This is a genomic window from Pimelobacter simplex (genome assembly GCF_024662235.1).
Classification (GTDB): domain Bacteria; phylum Actinomycetota; class Actinomycetes; order Propionibacteriales; family Nocardioidaceae; genus Nocardioides.
The window spans coordinates 3,094,513-3,118,287 of the sequence record NZ_CP096276.1 but is presented as its reverse complement, the minus strand read 5'-3'; the positions used below and the strand labels follow the sequence as shown (position 1 = coordinate 3,118,287).

At 72.4% G+C, this 23,775-nt stretch carries 23 protein-coding genes; 13 read left to right on the top strand and 10 right to left on the bottom strand.

Translation table 11 applies throughout. The annotated features are described in order from the left end of the window. Positions 1-15: 15 nt before the first annotated feature. The 3 genes from M0M48_RS15310 to M0M48_RS15300 all read right to left on the bottom strand — a co-directional run bounded on the left by M0M48_RS15310 (position 16) and on the right by M0M48_RS15300 (position 3,865). Positions 16-423 (bottom strand): hypothetical protein, encoded by a 408-nt coding sequence (locus M0M48_RS15310; RefSeq protein ID WP_257751813.1) that lies wholly within the window; start codon positions 421-423, stop codon positions 16-18. Positions 424-427: 4 nt separating this feature from the next. Continuing rightward, positions 428-1,489 (bottom strand): hypothetical protein, encoded by a 1,062-nt coding sequence (locus M0M48_RS15305; RefSeq protein ID WP_257751812.1) that lies wholly within the window; start codon positions 1,487-1,489, stop codon positions 428-430. 531 nt (positions 1,490-2,020) lie between these two features. Then, the gene (locus M0M48_RS15300) at positions 2,021-3,865 is read right to left on the bottom strand and encodes a TIGR03767 family metallophosphoesterase (RefSeq protein ID WP_215817191.1); all 1,845 of its coding nucleotides are present in this window, start codon (positions 3,863-3,865) and stop codon (positions 2,021-2,023) included. Positions 3,866-3,914: 49 nt separating this feature from the next. Here M0M48_RS15300 and M0M48_RS15295 point away from each other — a divergent pair, with 49 nt between their 5' ends. Beyond that, on the top strand, positions 3,915-5,045 hold the full coding sequence (locus M0M48_RS15295) for a glycosyltransferase family 4 protein (RefSeq protein ID WP_257751811.1): 1,131 nt from the start codon (positions 3,915-3,917) through the stop codon (positions 5,043-5,045). On the opposite strand, the gene M0M48_RS15290 is transcribed toward M0M48_RS15295, so the two are convergent. Then, positions 5,011-6,117: an LOG family protein gene (locus tag M0M48_RS15290; protein WP_257751810.1), complete on the bottom strand. Its 1,107-nt coding sequence runs from the start codon at positions 6,115-6,117 to the stop codon at positions 5,011-5,013. The two genes, M0M48_RS15295 and M0M48_RS15290, sit on opposite strands and share 35 nt — an antisense overlap. Positions 6,118-6,233: 116 nt before the next feature. Here M0M48_RS15290 and M0M48_RS15285 point away from each other — a divergent pair, with 116 nt between their 5' ends. The 7 genes from M0M48_RS15285 (at position 6,234) to M0M48_RS15255 (ending at position 14,762) form a co-directional block, all read left to right on the top strand. After that, positions 6,234-7,520: an O-acetylhomoserine aminocarboxypropyltransferase/cysteine synthase family protein gene (locus tag M0M48_RS15285; RefSeq protein ID WP_257751809.1), complete on the top strand. Its 1,287-nt coding sequence runs from the start codon at positions 6,234-6,236 to the stop codon at positions 7,518-7,520. 10 nt (positions 7,521-7,530) lie between these two features. Beyond that, the gene (metX, locus tag M0M48_RS15280; RefSeq protein ID WP_257751808.1) at positions 7,531-8,634 is read left to right on the top strand and encodes a homoserine O-acetyltransferase MetX; all 1,104 of its coding nucleotides are present in this window, start codon (positions 7,531-7,533) and stop codon (positions 8,632-8,634) included. A gap of 19 nt (positions 8,635-8,653) precedes the next feature. Then, on the top strand, positions 8,654-9,658 hold the full coding sequence (locus M0M48_RS15275; RefSeq protein WP_257751807.1) for an AraC family transcriptional regulator: 1,005 nt from the start codon (positions 8,654-8,656) through the stop codon (positions 9,656-9,658). An 85-nt stretch (positions 9,659-9,743) separates the two neighbouring features. Beyond that, positions 9,744-11,297 carry a bifunctional 3-(3-hydroxy-phenyl)propionate/3-hydroxycinnamic acid hydroxylase gene (locus M0M48_RS15270; protein ID WP_257751806.1) on the top strand — a complete coding sequence of 518 codons (1,554 nt, stop codon included), beginning with the start codon at positions 9,744-9,746 and terminating at the stop codon, positions 11,295-11,297. Beyond that, the gene (locus M0M48_RS15265; RefSeq protein ID WP_257751805.1) at positions 11,294-13,186 is read left to right on the top strand and encodes a dioxygenase family protein; all 1,893 of its coding nucleotides are present in this window, start codon (positions 11,294-11,296) and stop codon (positions 13,184-13,186) included. Before M0M48_RS15270 ends, M0M48_RS15265 begins: the two co-directional genes overlap by 4 nt. Then, a complete protein-coding gene (locus tag M0M48_RS15260) occupies positions 13,183-14,235 on the top strand; it encodes a maleylacetate reductase (protein WP_257751804.1) in 1,053 nt (350 codons plus the stop codon). The genes M0M48_RS15265 and M0M48_RS15260 overlap by 4 nt, the downstream gene beginning before the upstream one ends. A 50-nt stretch (positions 14,236-14,285) precedes the next feature. Further along, complete coding sequence (locus tag M0M48_RS15255; RefSeq protein WP_257751803.1) at positions 14,286-14,762, top strand: nuclear transport factor 2 family protein; 477 nt, start codon at positions 14,286-14,288, stop codon at positions 14,760-14,762. Here M0M48_RS15255 and M0M48_RS15250 read toward each other — a convergent pair. Both M0M48_RS15250 and M0M48_RS15245 read right to left on the bottom strand, forming a co-directional pair. Beyond that, a complete protein-coding gene (locus M0M48_RS15250; protein ID WP_257751802.1) occupies positions 14,759-15,229 on the bottom strand; it encodes a nuclear transport factor 2 family protein in 471 nt (156 codons plus the stop codon). The two genes, M0M48_RS15255 and M0M48_RS15250, sit on opposite strands and share 4 nt — an antisense overlap. Continuing rightward, positions 15,226-16,116 (bottom strand): LLM class F420-dependent oxidoreductase, encoded by an 891-nt coding sequence (locus tag M0M48_RS15245; protein ID WP_257751801.1) that lies wholly within the window; start codon positions 16,114-16,116, stop codon positions 15,226-15,228. Before M0M48_RS15245 ends, M0M48_RS15250 begins: the two co-directional genes overlap by 4 nt. 155 nt (positions 16,117-16,271) lie before the next feature. Here M0M48_RS15245 and M0M48_RS15240 point away from each other — a divergent pair, with 155 nt between their 5' ends. After that, positions 16,272-17,099 (top strand): IclR family transcriptional regulator, encoded by an 828-nt coding sequence (locus tag M0M48_RS15240; RefSeq protein ID WP_257751800.1) that lies wholly within the window; start codon positions 16,272-16,274, stop codon positions 17,097-17,099. Here the strand turns inward: M0M48_RS15240 and M0M48_RS15235 are convergent. From M0M48_RS15235 to M0M48_RS15225, 3 genes are read right to left on the bottom strand one after another with little or no spacing between them, the layout of a single operon-like run. Continuing rightward, positions 17,086-17,877, bottom strand: coding sequence for an SDR family NAD(P)-dependent oxidoreductase (locus M0M48_RS15235; RefSeq protein WP_257751799.1), 792 nt, complete (start codon positions 17,875-17,877; stop codon positions 17,086-17,088). The genes M0M48_RS15240 and M0M48_RS15235 overlap by 14 nt on opposite strands. Further along, positions 17,870-18,187 carry a hypothetical protein gene (locus M0M48_RS15230; RefSeq protein ID WP_257751798.1) on the bottom strand — a complete coding sequence of 106 codons (318 nt, stop codon included), beginning with the start codon at positions 18,185-18,187 and terminating at the stop codon, positions 17,870-17,872. The genes M0M48_RS15235 and M0M48_RS15230 overlap by 8 nt, the downstream gene beginning before the upstream one ends. Continuing rightward, a complete protein-coding gene (locus tag M0M48_RS15225) occupies positions 18,184-19,317 on the bottom strand; it encodes a 3-ketosteroid-9-alpha-hydroxylase subunit A (protein ID WP_257751797.1) in 1,134 nt (377 codons plus the stop codon). The genes M0M48_RS15230 and M0M48_RS15225 overlap by 4 nt, the downstream gene beginning before the upstream one ends. Before the next feature lie 125 nt (positions 19,318-19,442). On the opposite strand from M0M48_RS15225, the gene M0M48_RS15220 reads away from it, so the two are divergent. From M0M48_RS15220 to M0M48_RS15205, 4 genes are all read left to right on the top strand, one after another. After that, the gene (locus M0M48_RS15220) at positions 19,443-20,075 is read left to right on the top strand and encodes a TetR family transcriptional regulator (RefSeq protein WP_257751796.1); all 633 of its coding nucleotides are present in this window, start codon (positions 19,443-19,445) and stop codon (positions 20,073-20,075) included. Next, a complete protein-coding gene (locus M0M48_RS15215; RefSeq protein WP_257751795.1) occupies positions 20,072-20,860 on the top strand; it encodes an SDR family oxidoreductase in 789 nt (262 codons plus the stop codon). Before M0M48_RS15220 ends, M0M48_RS15215 begins: the two co-directional genes overlap by 4 nt. Positions 20,861-21,229: 369 nt before the next feature. After that, a complete protein-coding gene (locus M0M48_RS15210; RefSeq protein ID WP_257751794.1) occupies positions 21,230-22,297 on the top strand; it encodes a hypothetical protein in 1,068 nt (355 codons plus the stop codon). A gap of 41 nt (positions 22,298-22,338) precedes the next feature. Further along, positions 22,339-22,920, top strand: coding sequence for a hypothetical protein (locus tag M0M48_RS15205; RefSeq protein WP_257751793.1), 582 nt, complete (start codon positions 22,339-22,341; stop codon positions 22,918-22,920). On the opposite strand, the gene M0M48_RS15200 is transcribed toward M0M48_RS15205, so the two are convergent. Further along, positions 22,917-23,675, bottom strand: a complete 759-nt coding sequence (locus tag M0M48_RS15200; protein WP_257751792.1) for an SDR family NAD(P)-dependent oxidoreductase — start codon at positions 23,673-23,675, stop codon at positions 22,917-22,919. The two genes, M0M48_RS15205 and M0M48_RS15200, sit on opposite strands and share 4 nt — an antisense overlap. Between the last annotated feature and the right edge of the window lie 100 nt (positions 23,676-23,775).

Here is a 23,775-nt window from a genome sequence, read left to right as displayed (position 1 = left end):
CCTCGAATGGCTCCGTCAACGCGAGGAGTTCCAAGGAGTCCTCGAGCCTTCAATGCCGTACTTCTCCTTGATGAACCGCCAGAAGAGCCGTACGGCGTCTTCGGGTGGCCGTTCGATTCGGTCCGCGCCACCGATGTTGGCGAGGTGCTCGACCACGACCGCTGGGTAGTTCGGTGTGCTCACCCTCACTGCGTCTACGGGTGAGGGAGCCCCGGGCGCAGGCGCGACGATCAGACTCCACATCGAGGTGTTGTAGCGAAGATCGGACCGGGCGGAAGACGCGGCGATGCTACGCACAACCTCAGCGACCGCTGAGTCGCGAACCAGGGGAGGCGCTTCCGCGTATCGCTGAAGGAGTACGTCCCAGTCGTCGTTCGCAATTGGCCATGGGAAGCCGCTTAGCCGCCTTCGTGCGTTGTCCACGCAGCTACCTCCTCCTCCGCCGCCAGAAGCTGTCGGCAGGTGTGCTGGGTTCGGGCACAGCGAGCCCGATGGTCTCCTGATGCCACTTGCGCCCAGCGAGGCCGGGCGCGACAGCGGTGGCGCGCTTGGTCGCGTGCCAGCCAGCGGACCAGTTGCGTGGGTCGTCGGCGAGGAGCCTCAGGGCTTCACTCGCAACCTCCTGAGGCGTGCGTCCTTTGCGCGGCAAGCGGAGGAACAGCTGATAGCCAGGCTTCTCTGAGTTCCAGTCGGAGTCGCCGAGGTAGAGGGCAACCTTGAGGAAGTCGTGGTTCTCATGGTCTTTGGCAACCCAGTCGAGCCGCATGCCAAGGGAGGTCAGGTGCTCGCGATCTGCGCCGGTCAGGATCAGCCGTGCAGTGGTGTCCTCGGGGCGTTCCCATGATCGGTCGGCACCGAGGCGTTCGACCTCCGCGTCGTACTCATCCGCCCTGAAGGAGACGCCGCCGCGAATGGGTGCTTCGAACTCCCAGTCCCAGTGGACGGCCTTCTCATCGCGAACAATGACGACGTCAGTCGAGCAGCATCCGTACTCGCCACATTCGCAACGTGCGAGACCTACCTGATGAGGTGTCGTTGTCGCGATGAGTTGGTTCTCGGGGATGAGGAGATCAAAGGGATCCATGCCCATGCCTGCGCCGAGGCGTGTCATCTCCACGTCGTTGACGTAGACGAGGACCTCGTGCCCAGTCAGTTCGGGTTCCGTGCTTCGCACCTCGAACCGAACCGAGTCGCGAGCGAGGCGTGTGAGGACCATGCCGTCGCCGCCGATGACCTTGGTGCGGGCCATCGTCCCGGGCTCAGGGAGTCCAAGCTCCTGCAGTGTCGCCCGTACGAGGGCTTCGATCTCCTGTGCAGGATCGTTCGGCGAGGCGCCAGCGAGAAGTCGAAGACTGGGGCTGTCGATACCGTCGACAAGACAGTTGCAGGCAGCCTCGACGACCTCCTCGGGGCCACGCCACATGGGCGGCGAGTTCCAGCGCGTTGCTGCGTCGTACAGCAGCAGTTGGCGTGAGGGCAGGTCTGACACTGAACAATCATCAGCGATGAAGCGGTGTGCTAGCGAGTGAGTTTGGTTCACGGCGGCTTGGTGACGAGCAGGACGGCGTTACTTGCGGTGACCGCGACGTAGTTGACGGTCCAACGTGGCTTCCGTGTCGTCCGCGATGAAGCACGGGCCCGCACCTCGGCGCGCGGCTGCTGCGACTACTGCGTTGTGCACCACGGGCAATCGCCAACTCAACCCCATCCCGCTCAACCCGACCCCGGTCTCGAAGTGGACGGCATCCGACCCGGCCGACGAGCGGGAGTTCGTGCGCCGGCTCGAGGCCAAGGGGTGACGGCCGCCCGGCCCATGTAACTACGTGTTACGTCACGATTCGGGGCGCAACAGCTCCGCGGTAGCGGCAACAACGCCTGGGTAGCGCCCTGAGGGGGCGCGCGTACGTGGCGGAGGCGTCCCGTGGCGTCCTTCCGCACGACTACCAGGGTGCTGTTGCTGCCACCCGGGCGTTGTTGTGCCGGGTTCGGCGCAGTAACACGTAGTTACATGGCGTGGCGGTCAGGTCAGCGGGCTCGGCACCAGCAGCTCGACGTTCCGGTCGTCCAGCGTCCCCAGCCCACCGCGGTTCTCGTGCCAGTCGTTGGCAGCCAGCTCGCGGGCCAGGCCCGCGAGCGCGGGAGCGTCGGTGGTGCCGGCGCCCGTGGAGGCGGGGCCGGCGTGGTCGACCATGGTGGTGAAGAGCGAGAGGGTGCCGTCGGCGTTGTCGGCGACTTCGATGATGCGGGCCTGCTGGGGCCAGTCGATGTGCGAGGCGGTGGTGATCTCCCACAGGCCTCCGCCGCCGGTGCGGGGGCGCGGGGTGATCTTGTTGCGGTGGGTGTGGCCGTTGATCCAGGCGATGACCTGGGGGGTGGCGAGGAGGGCGTCGAGGACGGCGCCGCCGGTGATGCGCTGCTCGAGCTGGCCGCCGGTGCCGATGAGGGGGTTGCCCATGGTGTCGGAGGTGTGGTGGCTGAAGACCAGGACGGCCTTGCCGGCCGACTGGGCGAGCAGGTTCTTGAGCCAGGTGAACTGGGTCTTGTCGAGGGAGCCGTCGGAGTAGCCGTTGGGGTTGACCGTGTCGAGGACGATGAACCGGAACGAGCCCTGGTCGAAGGTGTAGTACGCCGTGCCCTGCTGGCGGTTGGTGGCGGTGAAGCCGTGCCCGAAGGGCGCGCCGCCGAGGGCGAAGTGCTGCTCGACGATCTGGCGGCGGGTGAGCAGCCGGCGGTTGAGGTCGGGGGCGACCGCGCGGACGACGGTGTTGAGGGCGCCGCCGAGCAGGTTGGTCAGGAGCGCGGCGGGGTCGGTCGTGAGGTCGTCGAGGAGCTGCGCGGGGTTGAGGCCGAGCGGCGGGGAGACGATCTTGACGGCGCCGAGGGCGATCAGGTTGAGCTGGAGCGTGTTGGCGGGGAAGTTGCCCTGGGCGAGGCCGTCGTGGTTGCCGAAGACGGAGTACCAGGGGATGTCGAGGCCCTCGGCGGTGAAGGGGCGGCGGGCCGCGTCCAGGAGCCCCGGTACAACGGGGAACCCGTACTCCGCGCGCGGCCGGTCGACGGGCTTGCCGGCGGGCGCGCCGTGCGGGTGCCAGTAGGCCGTGTCGTAGGTCAGCGGGGTGCTGTCGGCGACGCCCTCCCAGCGGGTCAGGTTGCCGGAGTCGACGCGGACCTGGCCGCCGTTGAGGACATTGATGTTCCAGCGCACCTCGTTGAACTGCGAGTTGTCGGAGTTGTCGCCGGTCTGGATGGCGAGCGCGAACGGCTTACCGGTCACCGGGCCGGTGGCGATCTGGTTGATGGCCCGCACCATCGAGTCCGCGACGTGACCGGTGAGCATCTCCTGCGGCCGGTACGCCGACGAGAACAGCCCGAGCGCGGGCAGCGGGCTCGGGTCGTCGAGGCGGTCGGTCCACTCCAGGCGCAGGGGCGACTGGGCGTCGACGATGTGGACGTCGCTGAGCTGGACGAACGAGATCAGTCCTTGGCGCCGGGCCGCGCGGCCGGCCTCGGCGGCGACGCCCAGGCCCTCGCGGACCCGGTGCGGCTCGCCCGCGGCGGCGATCACCGGGCGGTACCCACCGGTCCCGGCGGCGCCGGTGGCGTAGGTCTGGGCGAGGGTCGATCCGGTCGGCGCGAGCGCGGGGACGACGGGGGCCGCGGCCGGGGCGGGCGCGGCGGAGGCGACCGAGGAGCGCAGCACGCCGGGCAGGGTGGTCGCCGCGACGGCGAGGCCTCCGGCGGTGACGGCGTTGCGGATCAGGTTTCGGCGAGTGATCTCCACGAACGGGCCAACGAAGCGGGGGTGAGCCGGGTCACGTCGTACGCCGAACCGGCCCCGGGCGTTCACGAAGCGGATGCCCGCCACTCCCGCAACCGTGACGGCGCGTTGACGCGGCGTCCTTAGCGTCCGAGCCATGACCAAGCTCCGGGTTCTGGTGGTTGCCGAGTCGTTCCTCCCGCAGATCAACGGCGTCACGAACTCCGTGCGCCGGGTGCTGGAGCATCTCTCCGCGGAGGGTCACGAGGCCGAGCTCGTCGCCCCCACCGGCCCGGACACCTACGCCGGGTTCCGGGTACGCCGGGCGCGCGGGGCGAACCTGCCGTTCTACCCGGACTTCCGGCTCGGCCTGGAGACCCGGCGTCGGCTGCGCCAGGTGCTGGCCCAGTACCGCCCCGACGTGGTCCACATCGCCTCGCCGGCGACGCTGGGCTACCAGGCCTCGCGGGCGGCCGAGGAGCTCGGGATCCCGACGGTCGCGATCTACCAGACCGACCTGGTCGGCTTCGCCGAGCGCTACGACGTCCCCGGGGGCGCCCGGGCGGCCGCCGGCCTGACCCGGCGGATCCACCACCACGTCGACCGCACCCTGGCGCCCTCGACGGCGAGCATCGCCCAGCTGGGGGCGCTCGGCGTACCGGAGGTGCACCGGTGGGGACGCGGCGTCGACCTCGTCGCCTTCCACCCGCGGCACCGCGACGAGGGGCTGCGGCAGCGGCTCGCGCCGGACGGCCGGCTCCTCGTCGGGTACGTCGGCCGGCTGGCCGCCGAGAAGGAGCTGGACCTGCTCACCCACCTCGCGCGCGACCCGCGCTACGCCCTCGTGGTCGTCGGCGGCGGCCCGGAGGAGCAGCGGCTGCGCGGGCTGCTGGGCGACCGGGCGCACTTCCTCGGCCTGCTGCGCGGTGACGAGCTGAGCCGGGCGTACGCCTCGCTCGACGTGTTCGTGCACACCGGTCGCTACGAGACCTACTGCCAGTCGGCGCAGGAGGCGCTCGCGTCGGGCGTCCCCGTCGTCGCGCCCGCCGCCGGCGGACCCCTCGACGTCGTCGCCGACGGGGCCTCGGGCCTGCTCTACCGCCCGGGTGACGGGACCGCGCTGGCCGCGGCCGTCGACCGGCTCGCGCGCGACGAGGAGCTGCGCCGCGCGATGGCGCTCACCGCGCTGCGGGCGGTGCAGGAGCGCTCGTGGTTCGCGATCAACGAGCAGCTCGTCACGCACTACCGCGCCGTCATCGGGGCGCGCGCGGGCGCACGGGCTGCGTGACGATCGCGGCCGCCTCCTCGACGGTGTCGACGAGGTGGACGTGCGCCTCCATGGGCCGCCCCTGGGCCAGCGCGCTGAGGAGCGGCCAGGCGGGCAGCTCCTCGGTCCAGTAGGAACGCCCGACGAGCACCATCGGCGCGATCGTCTGCTCGGTCGCGTAGTAGTTCTCGCAGGCGTCCTGGAAGATCTCCTGCACGGTGCCGCCCGCGCCGGGCAGGAACACGATGCCCGCGTCGCAGACCTGGAGCAGGATCGCCTCGCGCAGCGCGTTGCGGAAGTACTTCGCGATCGCGGTGGCGAACAGGTTCGGCGGCTCGTGGCCGTAGTGCCAGGTCGGTACGCCGAGCGAGGGCCGCGGATCGGGGCACAGCGCGAGCGCCTCCCGGGCCGTCGCGACCCACGCGTCGATCGAGGGCCGGAACGACGGCACGGCGGCCAGCCGGCCGAGCGCCTCGGTGAGCGCCTCCGGGGGAGCCGCGGCCATCCGGCCGCCGAGGTTGGCGGCCTCCATCGCGCCCGGGCCACCGCCGGTGGCGACGGCGTGCGCCGTACCGAGCGCCGCACCCAGCCGGGCCGCCTCGGCGTAGGCCGGCGTACCGCGGTCGGCGGCGTGGCCGCCCATCACGCCGACCAGGGAGCGCTCCCGGATCCACGCCGCGAGGGCGCGGTCGACCGCCTCGTCGTGCAGCGCCTGGGCGAGCGTGTCGGCCTGCCCGTCGCGGCTCTGGGCCCAGGCGTAGGCGCGGGCGTCGAGGCTGTCGGCATAGGGGACGGCGTCGTAGAGCTCGTCGCCGGCGTAGAGCCCGGTGCGCTGCGGGTCGACCGGGGGAGTCCCGATCGCAGGCAGCACCAGTGCGCCGCGGGCGACCAGGCGGTCGAGGTCGCCGGGGGCGAAGGCGCAGCCGACGAACGTCGTCCGGCTGACGTCGCAGTCGGACAGCGCGTCGGAGCGCTCGCTGAGGTCGACCCCGATCAGCCGCCAGCCCTGGAGCCGGCGGGCGCCGTCGGCGCGGCGGCGGTCGAACTCGGCCAGCGTGGTCACGGTGACGACCCGGCCGCGTCTGCTTCTCACGGGTGCACGGTAGCGATCCGGGCCACATGGCGGACATGTACAATCTTAATGAAGTTACTTGACAATAGGCTGTGGGTTTCCCCCCAGCGACGCACCCGAATCAGGAGCAGCGCACGATGACGCATCGTCCCGAGACCCTCGCCGTCCACGCCGGCCAGGAGCAGCCCGACCCCGCCACCAATGCGCGAGCGGTCCCGATCTACCAGACCACGTCCTACGTGTTCAACGACACCGAGCACGCGGCGAACCTCTTCGCCCTCTCGGAGCCGGGCAACATCTACACCCGGATCATGAACCCCACCCAGTCGGTCTTCGAGGACCGGATGACCCAGCTCGAGGGCGGCGTCGGTGCGCTGGCGACCGCGTCGGGCTCGGCCGCGATCACCTACTCGGTGCTCAACCTGACCTACGCCGGCGACAACATCGTCGCCGTCTCCACGCTGTACGGCGGCACCTACGCGCTGTTCGCCCACACGCTGCCGCAGTACGGCATCGAGGTCCGCTTCGTCGACCCCGACCGTCCCGAGGACCTGGCCGCCCTGGTCGACGACAAGACCAAGCTGGTCTTCGCCGAGACGATCGGCAACCCGAAGGTCAACGTCGTCGACGTGCGCGCCTGGGCCGACGCCGCCCACGCGCACGGCCTGCCGCTGATCGTCGACGCCACGGCCACGACGCCGCTGCTGGCGCGCGTCTTCGATCACGGCGCCGATGTCGCGGTGCACTCCGCGACCAAGTACATCGGCGGCCACGGCACGTCGGTCGGCGGCATCATCGTCGACTCCGGCAGCTTCGACTGGGCCGCGCACGCCGAGCGGTTCCCGGGCCTGACCCAGCCCGACAGCGCCTACCACGGCGTCGTGTGGACCGAGGCCGTCGGCAACCTGGCCTACATCATCCGGGCCCGCACGGTGCTGCTGCGCAACACCGGTGCCGCGATCGCGCCGCTCAACTCCTGGCTGTTCCTGCAGGGCCTCGAGACGCTGCACCTCCGGATGGAGCGGCACAGCCAGAACGCGCTGGCCATCGCGAAGTACCTCCAGGGCCACGACTCGGTCGCCTGGGTGTCCTACCCGGGTCTCGGCGACAGCCCCTACAAGGCCGTCGCCGACAGCTACTTCACCGGCCGGGGTTACGGCGGCCTCGTGTCGTTCGGCCTCAAGTCCGGCCGCGACGGCGGCAAGCGGTTCATCGAGTCGCTCGAGCTGTTCAGCCACCTGGTCAACATCGGCGACGCGAAGTCCCTGGCCGTGCACAACGCCACGACGACGCACTCCCAGCTCACGCCCGACGAGCTCGAGGCGGCCGGCGTCCCCGAGGAGCTGGTCCGGCTGTCGGTCGGCATCGAGCACGTCGACGACCTGATCGCCGACCTCGACCAGGCGCTGACCGCCGCGAAGTGACCCTGACGACGTGACCGCCGCCGCCGGCGGCCTCGGCATCGTCGCGACCCAGCGGGCCGTTCTCACCGAGAGCGGCCCGCTGGTCCTCGCCTCCGGGGCGGAGCTGCCCCACGTCGAGGTCGCCTACGAGACCTACGGCGCGTTGAACCCCGCACGGGACAACGCCGTCGTCGTCTGCCATGCCCTCACCGGCGACGCCCACGCCGCCGGCTGGCACGAGGGCGCCCGTCGACCGGGCTGGTGGGACAACCTGATCGGGCCGGGCCGGGCGGTCGACACCGACCGCTTCTTCGTCATCTCGGCGAACCTGCTCGGCGGCTGCTCCGGCACGACCGGGCCGTCCTCGCCCGATCCGGTGACCGGGCGTCCCTACGGTCCGGACTTCCCGCTGCTCGACATCGCCGACTTCGTCACGGCCCACCGCGGCCTGCTCGACCACCTCGGCATCGAGCGGCTGCACGCCGCGGTCGGCGGATCGCTCGGCGGCATGCAGGTCCTGGAGTGGGCGCTGCAGGAGCCGGACCGGATCGACCGGGCCGTCGTCGTCGCGGCGAGCGCGCGGCTCACGCCCGAGAACATCGCGTTCTCGTCGGTCGCCCGGGCGGCCATCCTGGAGGACCCCGACTTCCACGGCGGCCGGTACGCCGACCACGGCGTCGCGCCCCGCCACGGCATGAAGGTCGCCCGGATGATGGCCCACATCACCTACGTCTCCGAGATCTCGCTGGAGGAGAAGTTCGGCCACCGGCGCGACACGACCGGCCACGACAAGCGGCTCGCCGCGGACTTCGAGGTCGAGCACTACCTCCAGCACCAGGGCACCTCGTTCCTGGAGCGCTTCGACGCGCTGTCGTACCTCCACCTCACCCGGCCGATGGACTACTTCGACCCGTTCGGGGCCTACCCGGACGCCGTCCCGTCGACCCGCTTCCGGCTCGTCTCGTTCGACAGCGACTGGCGCTTCCCGACCGCGCACTCGCTGCGGATCCGCGACGAGCTCGCCGCGCGCGGGGTCGCCGTCGAGCACACCGAGCTGACCTCGCCGTGGGGGCACGACTCGTTCCTGCTGCAGCCGCCCGGCTACCACGAGGCGATCAGCGCCTTCCTCGCCTGAGCGCGGCTACCATGGCGAGATGACCAGGCCGGTGCTCGAGCGGTTCTCGGTGGTCGACGCCGACGACCTCGACGAGTTCCGGGTCTCGGTGTCGCGGGCGCTGACGCCCCACCGCCTGGTCCCGCTGGAGCGCTCCGGCCGGGTCGAGCGGGTCTCGGTCGCCGTCGCGCCGCTGGGGGCGCTCTCCCTGGTCTACGGCGAGCACCGCGGTGCCGCGCTCGGCGCGACGCTGACCGAGCAGGTCGACTACTACGACATCAACCTGTCCTGGGGCGGGCGCAACCTGATCACCTGCGGGGACGACGAGGTGGTCGTCGACCCGCACACCGCCGGGATCATCTCGCCGCGGATGCAGGCGCAGATGCGGCTGAGCGACGACTACCGCCAGCTCCACGTGCGCTTCGAGCGCTATGCGCTGGAGCGCCACCTCGAAGAGCTGCTGGGGCGCACCGTGGTCGCGCCGATCCGGTTCCGGATGGCGATGGACCTGCGCGGCCCGGCGGCGGCCTCGTGGGCGCGCGCCGTACGGCTGCTGGTCGAGGACCTCGACGAGCCGCTCGGGCTCGGGGGAGTCGGCGGCGCCGTCGACGCCACCAACCCGTGGTCCGGCTTCTTGATGACCGGGCTGCTGCTGGCCCAGCCGCACAACTACAGCGACCAGCTCGCCGAGCGGCGCCACGGCGCCCACCGGCCGGCGCCGGTCAAGCGGGCGATCGACCTGATCGAGGCCCGGCCCGACGAGGAGCTCACGGTCGAGCGGCTCGCCGCCGAGGCCGGCGTGAGCCCGCGCTCGCTCCAGCGCCACTTCCGCGACCACGTGGGCGTCGCGCCGCGCCAGTACCTCCAGCAGGTCCGGCTCGCGCGGGTCCACGCCGACCTGCGCGCGGCCGCTCCCGGCAGCGGGCTGACCGTCGCTGACGTCGCCCTGCGCTGGGGCTTCTCCCACGTCCCGCGGTTCGCCGGTGCCTATCGCGAGCGCTACGGCGAGAGCCCCTCGGCGACCCTGCGCGCCGCCCCGGAGTGACCGCTCGCACACTCCTGTCGCTCGCCGGATCACCCTGACGCGAAGCGGATCGTCGTGAGGCCGCGGCGAACCTAGCGTCGCCGTCATGAGCAACGAGTACGACGTCGCGATCGTCGGATACGGCCCCGCCGGACTGGTCCTCGCCTCGGCCCTGGGCCGGGCCGGCCACAAGGTCGTGGTCTTCGAGCGCTGGCCGGGCCTCTACGGCCTGCCGCGGCTGACCCACATCGACGGCGAGACCGCCCGCGTCATCGCCTCGGTCGGCGACCTGGACCACGCCCTGCGCGACGCCCTGCCGCTGGACTACTACCGCTACTTCAGCGCTGCGGGCGAGCTGCTGGTCGAGCTCGACTGGCGCGGGACGTCGGCGGGTCACCCGGCCCACATCTCGATGTACCAGCCCGACATCGAGGACGCCGTGGACGCGGCGGCCCGCGCCGCCGGAGTCGAGGTCAACCAGGGGTGGTCCGTGGTCAACCTCCGGCCCCACGCGGACGGCGTCGAGGTGACGGCCCGGCCGTGGAGCCAGTCGCGCACCGGCCAGTGGTCGCACGCCGACGAGGAGCGCACGATCACCGCGTCGTACGTGGTGGGCGCGGACGGCGCCAACAGCTTCGTGCGCGCCACGCTGGGCATCGAGCGCAGCGACAACGGCGTCGACGACCGCTGGCTCAACGTCGACACCGAGCAGCTGCGCGAGCTGCCCGAGAGGTTCCGCAGGACCACGCAGTTCTGCGATCCCGCGCGCGGGCACATGTTCATGCCGATCGGGCGCAGCCGCCAGCGCTTCGAGGTGGCGGTGCTGCCGGGTGAGGACCAGACGGCCTACGAGGACCCGGACTACGCGTGGCGCTGGCTGGCCGAGACCCACGGGCTCGGGCCGGAGGACGTGCGGATCCTGCGCCAGGTCGTCTACACCTTCCAGGGCCGGATCGCCGAGCGCTGGCGCGAGGGACGGGTGCTGCTCGCGGGCGACGCGGCGCACACCACGCCGCCGTACATGGGGCAGGGGGCGTGCTCGGGCATGCGCGACGGGATCACCCTGGGCTGGAAGCTCGACCTGGTGCTGCGTGGCCTCGCCGGGGACGCGCTGCTCGACACCTACGAGGCCGAGCGGCGGCCGCACGCGACCGCGATCACCGAGATCTCCACGGCGCTCGGCAAGGTCGCCAACACCCACGACCCGGCCGAGGCGGCCGCCCGCGACGAGGCGTTCCGGACCGGCAACGTCCCGCCCCCGCCGCCGTTCCCGACGCTGGTCGCCGGGGTCGTCCACCACGAGGCCGACGGCGCGGTGAGCCCGCTGGCGGGCACGCTCACGCCGCACGGCGTGGTCCGCGTGGGCGACGCCGAGGGGCTCCTCGACGACGTCGTGGGGCGCGGCTTCAGCCTGGTCTCGGCGAGCGCCGCGGACCTCGGCGCGGCCGACCTCGCGTTCCTCGACAAGCTCGGCGTGGTGACGGCGTCGCTCGACACGGTCACCGATGTCGCCGGGACCTACGCGGACTGGTTCGCCGCCCACGGGGTCGAGGCGTTCGTCGGCCGACCCGACCACCACCTGTTCTGGGCCGGCGCGCTCGCCGACCTGCCGGCCGCGCTCGCGCAGCTGCGCGAGCGGCTCGACTGGACCGTCGCGTGACGCCCCCGGCCGACGTGCTCTGGCGGTCGATGTCGCCGGAGCGGATGACCGACGGCGGCCTCGCCCCCGCCGACGTACGACGGCTGCGGGCCGCGACCGACGCGGGCACGCCGTGGGACGAGGCGCTCGTCGCTGTCGCCGACGACCGCGCGGCCGCCGCCGAGCGGGCGCTCGCCGACGGACACGTCGCCACCGCCCGGGCCGGGTTCCGGTGGTCGGCCGCGGCCCTGCTGTTCGCCCAGATGGCCTGGAACGACGACAGCCCCGAGCGGGCGGCGCTCTACGCCCGCTTCACCGCGACCGTGGGCCGCGCCGGTGCGCTCGCCGAGCCGGCCTGGGAGCAGGTGACGCTGCCGTTCGGCGCGGGCCGGCTGCACGGCTGGCTGCTGCGCCCGCCGGGTCGGGTGCGCGGGACCGTGATCGTGCTCGGCGGCCAGAGCGGCTGGGGCGCGACCTACCTGCGGGCGGCGGATGCCCTGCTGGAGCGCGGGATCGCGGCCTTCCTCGTCGAGGGACCGGGGCAGGGGGAGACCCGGATGAGCGGGGGAGTCCTGCTCGACGTGGACGTCCGCGCGGCGTACTCGGTGTTCGTCGACCACGTCCTCGCCGACCCTTCGCTCGGCGGCAGCGTCGGCATCTGGGGCAACAGCATGGGCGGCCTCTTCGCCGGTACGACAGCCGCGAGCGACCCGCGGATCAGTGCGGTCTGCGTCAACGGCGCGCCCGCACGCCCGCGCCTGCTGGGCTTCCGGACGTTCGACGAGCAGGCCGGCGCGATGCTGGGCACCACCGACCCCACGCGCGTGCAGGCCAACTTCGACCGGATCGCGCTGCAGCCCGAGGACCGGATCGCCGGTGCGGTCCTCGTCGTGCACGGCGGCCAGGACCCGATCGTCAGCCGCGAGGAGCAGCAGCCCTTCCTGGACGCGGCTGTCGGCGTCGCCACGCTGCGTGCGTGGGACGACGGTGACCACACGATCTACAACCACGGCGAGGAGCGCACGGCGTACGTCGCCGACTGGTTCGGCGAGCACCTCGCACCCGCCCGCACGACGCTGCTCGACGAGGTGCGCGCGAGCTTCGCCCGGACGCCGGACCCGCGGCAGCGCGACGTGCTGGACGCGGTCACCCGCCACGTGCACGCGCTCGTGGCGGAGCTGCGCCCGACGCTGGCCGAGTGGGAGCAGGCGATCGGCTTCCTCACCGCGGTCGGGCAGACGTGCGACGACACCCGGCAGGAGTTCGTCCTGCTCTCCGACGTGCTGGGGGTCTCGATGCTCGTCGAGACGCTCAACGGCGGCGACCACGGCACCGAGAGCACGGTGCTCGGACCGTTCCACATGACCGCGTCCCCGCAGCGCGCGCTCGGCGACTCGATCAGCGAGCTCGGGCTCGACCGGCCGTGCGTGGTGACCGGCACGGTCGCCGGTCTCGACGGACAGGCGCTGGTCGGCGCCGCCGTCGACGTCTGGCAGTGCGACGAGGAGGGCTTCTACGACGTGCAGCGGCCCGACACGCAGCCGCCGGGCAACGGGCGCGGGATGTTCCGCACTGACGAGGACGGGCGGTTCTGGTTCCGCACCGTGGTGCCCTCGCACTACCCGATCCCGACGGACGGGCCGGTCGGCGCGCTGCTGCGCGCCAGCGAACGCCACCCGTACCGGCCGGCGCACGTGCACTTCATCGCAGAGGCCGAGGGCTTCGAGCCGGTCACCACGCACGTGTTCGTCGCCGACAGCCCTTATCTCGACAGCGATGCCGTGTTCGCGGTGAAGCCGAGCCTGGTGCGCGACTTCGCGGTCGTCACCGATCCCGCCGAGGCCCAGCGGTACGGCGTCACGGCGCCTTTCCGGCACGTGCACTTCGACATCCGGCTGGTGCCCGCATGAGCGGCGGGTTCGTCTACGAGGCGCTGCCGATGCGGGTGGTCCTCGGCGCCGGTGCCCTCGCGCGGATCGGCGAGGAGGTCGAGCATCTCGGCCTGCGCCGGGTGCTCGTGCTGAGCACGCCCGAGCAGCGGGACCTGGCCGACCGGGTCGCCGGCCTGCTGGGGGTGCGGGCCGCCGGGGTCTTCGACCGCGCGCGGATGCACGTGCCGGTGCCGGTGGTCGAGGCCGCGGCCACGGTGGTCGGCGAGGTCGGCGCGGACGGTTGCGTCGCGGTCGGCGGCGGCTCGACGATCGGCCTGGGCAAGGCCCTCGCGCTGCGGCACGCGCTGCCGATCCTCGCCGTCCCGACGACGTACGCCGGCTCGGAGATGACCCCGATCTGGGGGCTGACCGAGGACGGCCGCAAGCGCACCGGCCGGGACCGCGCGGTCCTGCCGCGCTCGGTCCTCTACGACCCGGAGCTGACGGTGTCGCTGCCGCCGGCGATCTCCGGGACGAGCGGGCTCAACGCGCTGGCCCACGCGGTCGAGGCGCTCTACGCCCCGGACGGCTCGCCGCTGATCACGGCGATGGCCGAGCAGGGCGTGCGCGACCTGGCCGCGGCGCTGCCGCTCGTCGTCGCCGATCCCACCGACCTGGACGCCAGGACGCGTGCCCTGCAAGGGGCCTGGCTGTGCGGGGCGTGTCTCGGCGCCACCACGATGGGCCTGCACCACAAGCTCTGCCACGTGCTCGGCGGGATGCTCGACCTGCCGCACGCCGAGACCCATGCGATCGTGCTGCCGCACGTCGCGCGCTACAACCTCGCGATGGCGCCGGAGGCTGACGCCGCGCTCCGGCGGGCGCTCGGTGTCGCCGACGTGCCGGCCGCGCTGGCCGACCTGGGGGAGCGGCTCGGCGTACCGGACGGGCTGGCCGCGCTCGGCGTCGAGCGGGCGGACCTGGCCCGGGTCGCGGACGAGGTGCTCGCGGCGCCGTACCGGAACCCGCGCGTGCCCACGCGGGCCGACGTGGAGACGTTGCTGGAGGCGGCCTGGCGCTCCCGGTGACCGGTACGCGAGGACGCCCCGTGGAGCCGGGCCTTCCTAGGTTCGGCGCCATGAGCACCGCCGACAGCGCCGCCGACATCGCCGCGATCACCCGCCTGAAGTACCGCTACCTGCGCTGCCTCGACACCAAGCAGTGGGACGACTTCGCGGCCTGCTTCGCGCCGGACGCGACGGCCGACTACAACGGCCTGGCCTTCGACTCGCCCGGCCCGCTGGTCGCCTACATGCGCGCGAACATGGGGGAGGGCGTGCTGACGATGCACCAGGCGCACCACCCCGAGATCGATCTCGACCCGGAGGACGCGGACCGGGCGAGCGGCACCTGGTACCTGCACGACAAGGTGATCGTCGACGCCTTCCGGTTCGCGCTGGAGGGTGGGGCGATCTACTCCGACACCTACGTGCGTACGGCAGACGGGTGGCGGATCCTGCGCACCGGCTACCGGCGCACGTTCGAGATGACCTGGAACCTCGACGAGCCGGCGCAGGTCAAGGTGCGCGGACCCGAGGTGCGCTCGCGGTTCTAGGCCGTGGGGTCGACCTGGCCGGCGCGCGCGAACAGCGCCCGGGACGCGGGGTCGCCGTCGAGCTGGCGGATCGTGCGGTGCGCGATCCGCCAGCCCTGCGGCGTGCGGACGAGGTCGAAGTGGTTGGCGCCGATCCGGGCCGGGAAGTTGCGGCCCTCGTGGCGCACCAGCAGCACCGACGGGCACACGGCGACCGCGCGGTCGCCGTCCACGGTGACGTGGGCGGGGCCGAGGAAGTGGCAGCAGCCGTTCTGGATCAGCCCCTGGTGCCGGTCGCCGCGCACCATCGCCTCGATCGCGGCCTGGTCGCCCATGTAGATCTCGTCGACGTCGTAGACGCCGTCCTCGGTCCACATCCCGGCGACCCGCTCGGCCTCGCCGGCGTCGACGAGGGGGCCGTAGGACGCGATGAGGAGGGTGATCTCCTGGACGTCCTCCAGGCGCTGCAGGCGTTCCTCGATGCTCATGCGTCCTCCGGTGCGGTGGGAGTGGTGGGGGTGGGGGTGAGCCCGGCCAGGGCGGCCAGGGCGGAGAGCTGGTCGGTGTAGTGGGTCGCCGAGGTGGCGGCCACGTGCACGTTGACGACGGTGGCGCCGGCCGCGACGGTGCGATCGAGGGCGCGGCGGGTCCGGTCCGGCTCGCCGATCGGGTCGACCGGGCGGCCGGCGCCGAGGACGACCTCGAACCCGTCGGGCAGGTCGGTGCCGTCGAGCATCGCGCGCAGCCGGTCGTGGCCGAGCCCGAACGGGATCCAGCCGTCGCCGTGCTCGCGGGCGCGGCGCAGGCTGCGCGCGGTGTGGCCGCCGATCCAGAACGGCACCCGCGCCTGGACGGCGTGCGGCTCGACGACCACGCCTCCGAACGGGAACCGCGGCCCGTCGTACGTCGGGCGGGGGCCGCCGAGCGCGGCCCGCAGCGCGGGGAGCGCGTCGTCGGCGACGGCGCCCCGCTCGTCGTACGCGGCGCCGAGGAGGTCGAACTCCTCCTCGAGCGAGCCGACGCCGAGACCGAGCACGAGCCGCCCGCCGCTGAGCAGGTCGAGCGTGCCGTAGCGCTTCGCGATCGCGAGCGGGTGGTGGTAGCCGAGCACGAGCACCTGGGTGGCGAGCCGCATCCGCGTCGTGTGCGCGGCGAGGTGGCTCAGCGTGGCGAGCGGGTCCCAGTAGGTGCCGCCGCGCTGCTCCGCGACCCCGACCGGGACGGCGACGTGCTCGGAGCAGGTGAGGTGGTCGAAGCCGAGCCGGTCGGCGGCGGTGGCGACGGCGACCAGGTCGGCGACCGTCGCGGTGCGCTCCCAGGGGGAGCAGGCGCCGGGCAGGGCGGTCACGACCGGGCTGGTGATGCCGATGCGCATGGGCCTCATCCAAGCGGCCGGGCGCCGCCGGTGCGGCCGGGCGTCCCGATCACTGGAAGTAGAACGAATTTCAGAAATACTCTTCCGGAGGGTTCGCCCCCGGTGTTACCGTCGTCACTAGAATTCATTTCAGTTCTGGATCTCCGGGAGGACCCATGTCGGCGCTGGTCATGGAGCAGGCGGATGTCATCAGCACGGCCGCGGCACGCGAGCTGCCGCCGTCGATGGTCGAGCGGATGACGCTCATCCTCGACCGGTTCACCACCCGCCAGACCTGGCTGAGCCTGGAGGAGATCGCCCGCTCGACCGGGCTCCCGCGCTCCACGGCGCACCGGATCCTCGACCAGCTCGTCCGCCTCGACTGGCTGGAGCACGGCACCAGCGGCTACGGGCTCGGCCGCCGCTCGCTCGTGCTCGGCGGCGGCTCGGCGGGCGAGGCGGACCTGCGCGCGGCGGCGTCGCCGTACCTGCACGACCTGCTGCTGCGCACCGGTGCGGTGATCCACCTGGCGGTGCTCGACGGCGACCGCGTGCGCTACCTCGACAAGCTGGGCGGGCCGTTCGCGGCGACCGTCCCCTCGCGCGTCGGCGGCTCCGCGCCCGCGCACTGCACCGGGCTCGGCAAGGCGATGCTCGCCTGGCTGGAGCCCGAGCGCGTTGACGAGCTCGTCGGCGACCACCTGCCCACCCGGACCGCGGCCACGATCGGCGAGCTCGACGTGCTGCACGGCGAGCTGGTCCGGATCCGTGCCCGCAGCGGGCTCGCCTTCGAGCGCGGGGAGTGCTTCCCCGACATCGCCTGCCTGGCCTCCGCGGTGCGCGGGCCGCAGGGGCCGATCGGCGCGCTGTCCGTCGTCGCCGCGGTCGGTACGGCGCTCGAGCGGGTCGCGCCGCTGGTCCTGGACGCCGCGCGGCGGATCTCCGAGGACCTCTACCCCGACCTCGACCTGCGCAGCCAGCGGCTGCACGTCACTGAGGACTGAGGAGGCGGCGCAGGACCTTCTCGGTCCCCGCCACGAGCCGCGCGCGGTCGTCGGTCGAGCGCATCGCCACGACGTCCTCGTTGCCGCTGACGACGTGCACCGGCCCGTGGGGGAGCGCGGCGAGGCCCTCGCGGGCGACGTCGGCCGGCTCCGAGACGTGCAGGCCGGGCAGGTCGAAGTCGAGCCCGGCCCGCTCCATCGCGGGTGTGCGGGTGACGCCGAGGACGAGCTCGAGGACGTCGACGCCGTGCTCGCGCAGCTCGGCCCACAGGCCCTCGGCGAAGATCCGGCTGAACGCCTTGACGCCACCGTAGACGCCCTCGGTCGACGTACCGACGTAGCCGGCGAGCGAGCCGACGAGCAGGATCCCGCCGCGCCCCCGCTCCCGCATCGGCAGGGCGTAGTGGTGGGTCAGCGCCAGCAGCGCGGTGATGTTGAGGTCGATCACGCCCTGGAAGCCCGCCAAGGTGCCCTGCGTGAACGCGCGGCCGTGCGTGTTGGCGCCCGCGTTGTAGATCAGCAGGCCCACCTCGACGTCGGCCGTGGCGGCGGTGACCGCCGCGACGGAGGCGGGATCGGTGAGGTCGGCGGCGACGGTGCGCACCTCGACGCCGAGGTCACGCACCGATGCGGCGGTCTCCTCGAGCGGACCGGGCTTGCGGGCGACGAGCACCAGGTTGATGCCGGCGCCGGCCAGCGCCCGGGCGAACTCGGCGCCCACGCCCTCGGAGCCGCCGGCGACGACGGCCCACGGTCCGTAGCGGTCGGGATCAGTCATGAGCGGCCTCCGGGTTGGTCTTGAGGGGTTCGTCGGACTGCACGTCGAGGGTGCCCGCGACGGCGGCCGCGCGCAGCGAGGCGCGCAGGGCCGCGCAGCCCGGGAAGGCGTTGCGGTTGGGGCGGTCGGAGACGGCAGCGCCCTGCGTCGTACGGCGCTCGGGGCAGCGGGCGAGCGCTGCCGCGTTCCACTGCACGGTGGTCTGGTCCCAGCTGCTCTTGCGGGCGAGGACCTCGGCGCCGCACGTCCCGCACCCGACCGGCTGCATCGGCGCGGACTCCAGCCGGACGTCCGGCCGGGGGCCGGTCATGAGCGCCGTGCGGCGAGGTTCTGCTCGACCTCCGCACGCCAGGCCTCGTTGGGCCGCGTCGTGTCGATCTCGAACTCGAACCGGTCGGTCATCTCCGCGGTGACCTCGGCGGCGTCGACGTAGAACTGCTGGTACCACCGCCGCAGCTGGTAGACCGGCCCGTCCTCCTCGCACAGCAGCGGGTTGTCGATGCGCGCCTTGTTCTTCCAGATCGCGACGTCCTGCTCGAAGCCGTAGCGGATGAACTTGCCGGTCTTCTCCGCCATCAGGTCAGCCTCCTCGTCGGAGATGCCGTCCTTCTTCTCCACGATGATCCCGTACTGCAGCACGAACGAGCTCTCGTCGATCGGGTAGTGGCAGTTGATCAGGATCGTGTCCACGTCGAGGTCCTCGTAGTGGTAGGTCACCTCGTCGATCATGAAGCTCGGCCCGTGGTACGCCGCGACGCTCGTCGTGCCGAGGACCGTCGGGTTGCTCTTCGAGGGCCGGGCCGGCCGGACGTCCTCGCGGCCGTCGCCGTTCATGTACTGGTAGGCGCTCGTGCCCTCGAAGACGTTCTTGAAGTACGTCGGGAACGAGTAGTGGATGTAGAAGAAATGCGCCATGTCCACGACGTTGTCGACGATCTCGCGGCAGTTGGCGCCCTCGATGACCGTCTCGTACCAGAGCCACTCGGTCCACCGGTCGTCGTCGACCTGGGGGATGCGGGGGATGGTCACGTCGGCGGGCGGCGGGTTGCCCTCGGGGTCGTTCCAGACGAAGACCATGCCGTCCTGCACGAGCGTCGGCCAGGCCGCCGTACGGGCGCGGAGGGGGACGCGCCGGGCATAGGGGATCTGCTTGCAGCGGCCGTCGCCGCCCCACCGCCAGTCGTGGAAGGGGCACGCGATCTCGTTGCCCTTGACGCTGCCCTGGGACAGGTCGCCGCCCATGTGGCGGCAGTAGGCGTCGAGGACGTTGAGCTCGCCGTCCTCGCCGGCGAAGACGACGAGCTTCTGGCCGAAGGCGTTGACCTGGTGCGGCTGCCCGTCGGCGAGGTCGCGGGCCAGGCCGAGGCAGTGCCACCCGCGGGCGAACCGGCGCGGGCCGGCGTCCACCTCGATCTGCCGGACGTGGTCGTTGAGCGTCATGGGGGGAGTCTGCGGCGGCGGGCGCGCGGCACGCCGTCCACGGTCCCACTCAGCGGTAGCCTGCGAGGACCGCGAGTGCGGTGCGGGCCGAGGATGGCGGTCCACCGAGACACCAGGAGTGACGCGTGCCGCGAATCGCCGAGGCCCGGCAACCCGCCGAGCCCACCTCCGCGGAGCAGAAGGACCGCTACCGCCGGATCCTCCGCGCCGCCAGCAAGCTCGGCGCCGAGCACGGGCTCGAGCGGATGCAGATGAACGACGTGGCCAAGGAGGCCGGCGTCGCGATCGCCACGCTCTACCGCTACTTCCCGTCCAAGACCGACCTCTTCGTCGGGGTGCTGCACGGCCAGATCCAGCGGCTCAGCAGCGCCGGCGCGGACGTCATCGCCGTCGGTACGCCGGGCCAGCGCGCGGACGCCGTCGCCGACGTCCTGATCGGCGCCGGCCGCGGCCTGCTCGCCCGCCCCCAGCTCGCCACCGCCATGCTCCAGGCCAACAACGCCGCGCAGCTCCAGGGCGGCCGCGAGTACACCGAGGCCAATGCGGCGTTCCACCGGGTGCTGCTGCGCGCGCTCGGCGTCGCCGAGCCCGAGGACGAGGACTTCCGGATGGTCCGGATCACCGAGCAGACCTGGTACGGCGTCCTGGTCTCGGTGCTCAACGGCGTCATCACCGCCGAGCAGGCCGAGGCCGACATCCGCCTCGCCACCCGGCTCCTGCTCGGCCCCCGGTACGACGGCCCGGAGGCCGTGGCATGACCGGCAGCGTGACCAGCCGGGTGATCGCCGTGACCGGCGTCGCCTCCGGCATCGGCGCGACCACCGCCGCCCTGCTGCGCTCCCGCGGCGACCGCGTCCTCGGCGTCGACCTGCGCGACGCCGAGGTCTGCGCCGACCTCTCCACCGCCGACGGTCGGGCGTCCGCCGTGTCCGGCCTCGCCGCCGCCCTCGGGGACGCCCCGCTCGACGGCCTCATCACCTGCGCCGGCCTCAGCCGCGCCGGCGCTCCCCAGGTGAGCGTCAACTACTTCGGCACCGTCGACCTCGTGCTCGGCCTGCGCCCCCTGCTCGCCGCCGCGCCCGCCCCCCGGGTCGCCCTGGTCAGCTCCATCTCCTCCACCCAGCCCCACGACCCCGCACTCGTCGAGGCCTGCCTGACCGGCACCGAGGCCGCCGCCCTCGCCCTCGCCGAGAAGGCCGTCGCCGACGGCCGCCCGCACGAGATCTACGCCTCGACCAAGGCCGCGCTCAACCGCTGGCTGCGCCGGATCGCGATCACCGACGACTTCGCCGGGGCGGGGATCGCGGTCAACGCGATCGCGCCGGGCGTCGTACTGACGCCGATGACGGCCGAGCTCGTCTCGAACCCGCAGTGGAAGACGGTCATGGACGCCGCCGTACCGATGCCCCTCAACGGCTACGCCCCGCCCGAGGCGATCGCGAACGCCCTGCTGTGGCTGGTCGCGCCGGAGAACTCGCACATGGCCGGGCAGGTGGTCTTTGTTGACGGCGGGGCCGAGGTGGTCACCGCGGTGCGCAGCTGAGCGGAGGACGCGGGGCGGGAGCGCAGAGCGGGTTGCACGGCCCGCCGGCCACGTCGTCACAGCACTCCGAGGACGCCCGTCGACAGTTTGCGCACGGTGCTTGCTGATCTCCTTGACGAGAAAATCGCATTCAAGGGAATGTTCGGACATGTCATCTCGGGCTTCCCTGTTGTCGATTCCACTCTTCGCTCTCGCGCTGGGGGCGGCGGGCTTCGCCCTGCCGGCATCTGCTCAGCATGCTGAGTCGTCGGCGCACCTTGCGCCCCCGTCCGTCGGTAGTCCGGCGAACGCCGGCGCGGTGGAGTCCCGGCTTTCCACACGCTCCCTGTCCTCACCGGCACGTTCGGTGGTGCCGGCGAGCTCGACAGCGTGGCAGTGATCGCGCAACAGGTCGACGACGCCGCGAAGATCGGCGACACCCTGGCCGAGTACGAGGTTCCTGCCGAGCTGTCCGTCACCGGCGACGACTACGCGGTGGGCGTGCGCCCGGACGACGTGCCTCGCTCCGCGTTCGACGCCAACGGCGTGGTGGACCTCGAGGTGCAGCTGAGCTCGCGGCGCGACATGTGGGTGACCTACCTCTCGGTCCGCTTGGTTCGCGACGCATCGACCGGCACCCTCACCTGGATCGACCCGATCGAGTCGTTGCCGTCCAACGCCGCGAAGGTGTCTGCTCGTGTCGCGAACGGTCGCCAGGTGGGGATCAAGAGCGTGCCGACCCGGATCGCCAAGGAGCGGGCGAGGGTGAAGGCCCGCGACCTCGTCCGGATGCCGGCCAGGTACCGCGAGACCTACCGGACAACTGCTCCGGGATCGAGCCGTGCCGCCGCTGCGGGCATCTGCGAGAACAAGTACCTCGGCGACCGGAACGTTTCCACGACGATCGCCACGTCGTATCCGGTGGGTGCCACGAAGTCGTGGCTCGAGGTGCGGTCGAGTGAGGGCGGCAAGTACGGGATCGGGCTCAGCACGGGCAAGGGTGCATCGTTCACGGCCAGCGGTACCCGGTTCGTGGAGGGCGCCTGGTCGTTCAGCTGGACCAAGCAGTCCGTCGCTCGCAGCTACCGGATCCAGGTCAACTACCACAAGTTCGAGAAGGTCGGGCTCTGCTCGGGACCGCCGCTTCGGTGGACCCCGCACATCGAGACCGGTGGTGCCACCGAGAACACCGCTGGCGTCAACCGGCCGAGCTGGAACACCTACTGCGCCAACGTCACCAAGGGCACGTGGGCTCGTGAGCGCAGCGACGGGGCCGACTACTCCTACGGTGCTGCCGTGAAGTTCAAGGACGTCATCGGCGTCGACCTGTCCGGCCAGAAGTCCTACTCGCGCAGCCACAAGCTCGTCTACGACATTGCCGGGTCCAACCCCAAGAAGCTGTGCGGCAACAACGACTACCCCGCGGTCGCCGGCAAGCTGGTCGAGCGGAAGCGGTGACTCCTCGCGCTCGCGGGTGGGCCGTACCGTTCGCAAGTCTGGTGCTGCTGGCCTCGTGCACGTCGGGCCAGGAGCACCGGGACGCCGTCCGGCACCACGCCGACGGGAAGGGCATCCTATCGGTCCGCACGGACGGCGGCGGTGGCTCGTGGGGCATGGCGCCGCCACGCCGGGGCAACGATCGGTGGTCGGGCAGCTTCGGCCTCTACCTGCTCTGTACGACGGGCGGCCAGACGGCCCGGCTCGAGGACGTCACCTGGACGTCGTCGGCCGAGCCGCTCGAGGTCGAGGTGTTCGTCCGGAGGATCCCGGCCCGGGAGGACCGGACGGCGGGCAAGGACTACGACCCCATCGGCATGCTCCGCGGCACGCCGGAGACCCAGCCCGAGTGGGGCGGAACCTTCGTCGGCTACCGGGGGCAGGAGATCGCTGCGCGATGCCCGGAAGGGCGTCCTGATGTCGACAGGCCGCGCGAAGAGCTCGTCATTGCGCTGACCTCCGGACCGGAGGGTGCGGCGCTGGACGACTTCACCGTCGCGTACACCGCCAACGGCCGGCCCTATGCCCTGGACGTCGCGTGGTCGATGGCCCTGTGCGGCCCGGCCGTCACCCGGGGTTGCTAGAAGTGCGCCTGCCCGCCGTCCAGCGGCACCGTCGCGCCCGTGAGGTAGGCCAGGTCCGGCCCGACGAGCGCGACGACCGCACGCCCGATGTCCGCCTCGGGGTCGCCGATGCGCTTCATCGGGATGGCGGCGACGAACTCGGCGGCCTCCTCCGGGTGGGTCTCGGTCCACCACTTCAGGCCGGGAGAGAGGGCGTGCGGGGCGACGCTGTTGACCCGGATACCGTCGGGGGCCCACTCGACCGCAGCGGTGCGGGTCAGTGAGCGCAGGGCGGTCTTGGCGGCGGCGTAGGCGCCGTAGGTGGTGGGGTCCCAGCGGACCATCGCCGAGGTGACGAGGTTGACGATCGAGCCGCCGCCGGCGGCGACGAGGTGGGGGTGCGCGGCCTTCATGAAGGCGAAGGCGGCGAAGGGGCCGGTGACGAAGCCCTTGGTGAAGTTCTTCTGGCTCATGTCGAGCAGCGGCATCATCACGCCGTCGTAGGCGTTGTTGACGAGGATGTCGAGGCGCCCGAAGTCGCCGGCGATCCGGTCGACCAGCGGCGCGATGGCGTCGGTGTCGAGCAGGTCGAGGGCGTACGCCTCGGCCCGGACGCCGCGGGACCGCAGCAGGGCGCAGGTCTCCTCGAGCTTGGCCACGGTCCGGCCGACCACGGCGACCGACACGCCTTCGGTGGCGAGGGCGAGCGCGATGCCCTGCCCGACCCCCTGGCCGGCTCCGGTGACGATGGCGACTTTCCCCTGCAGTGCGTTCATGGCGCCACCCTCAGGGGTACGACGCGCGCCCGGCGCGCCCGCATCCCGGTCACCGGGAGCCTTCGCAGCCGACGGCCCGAGCCCGGCCGAATACTCCCCG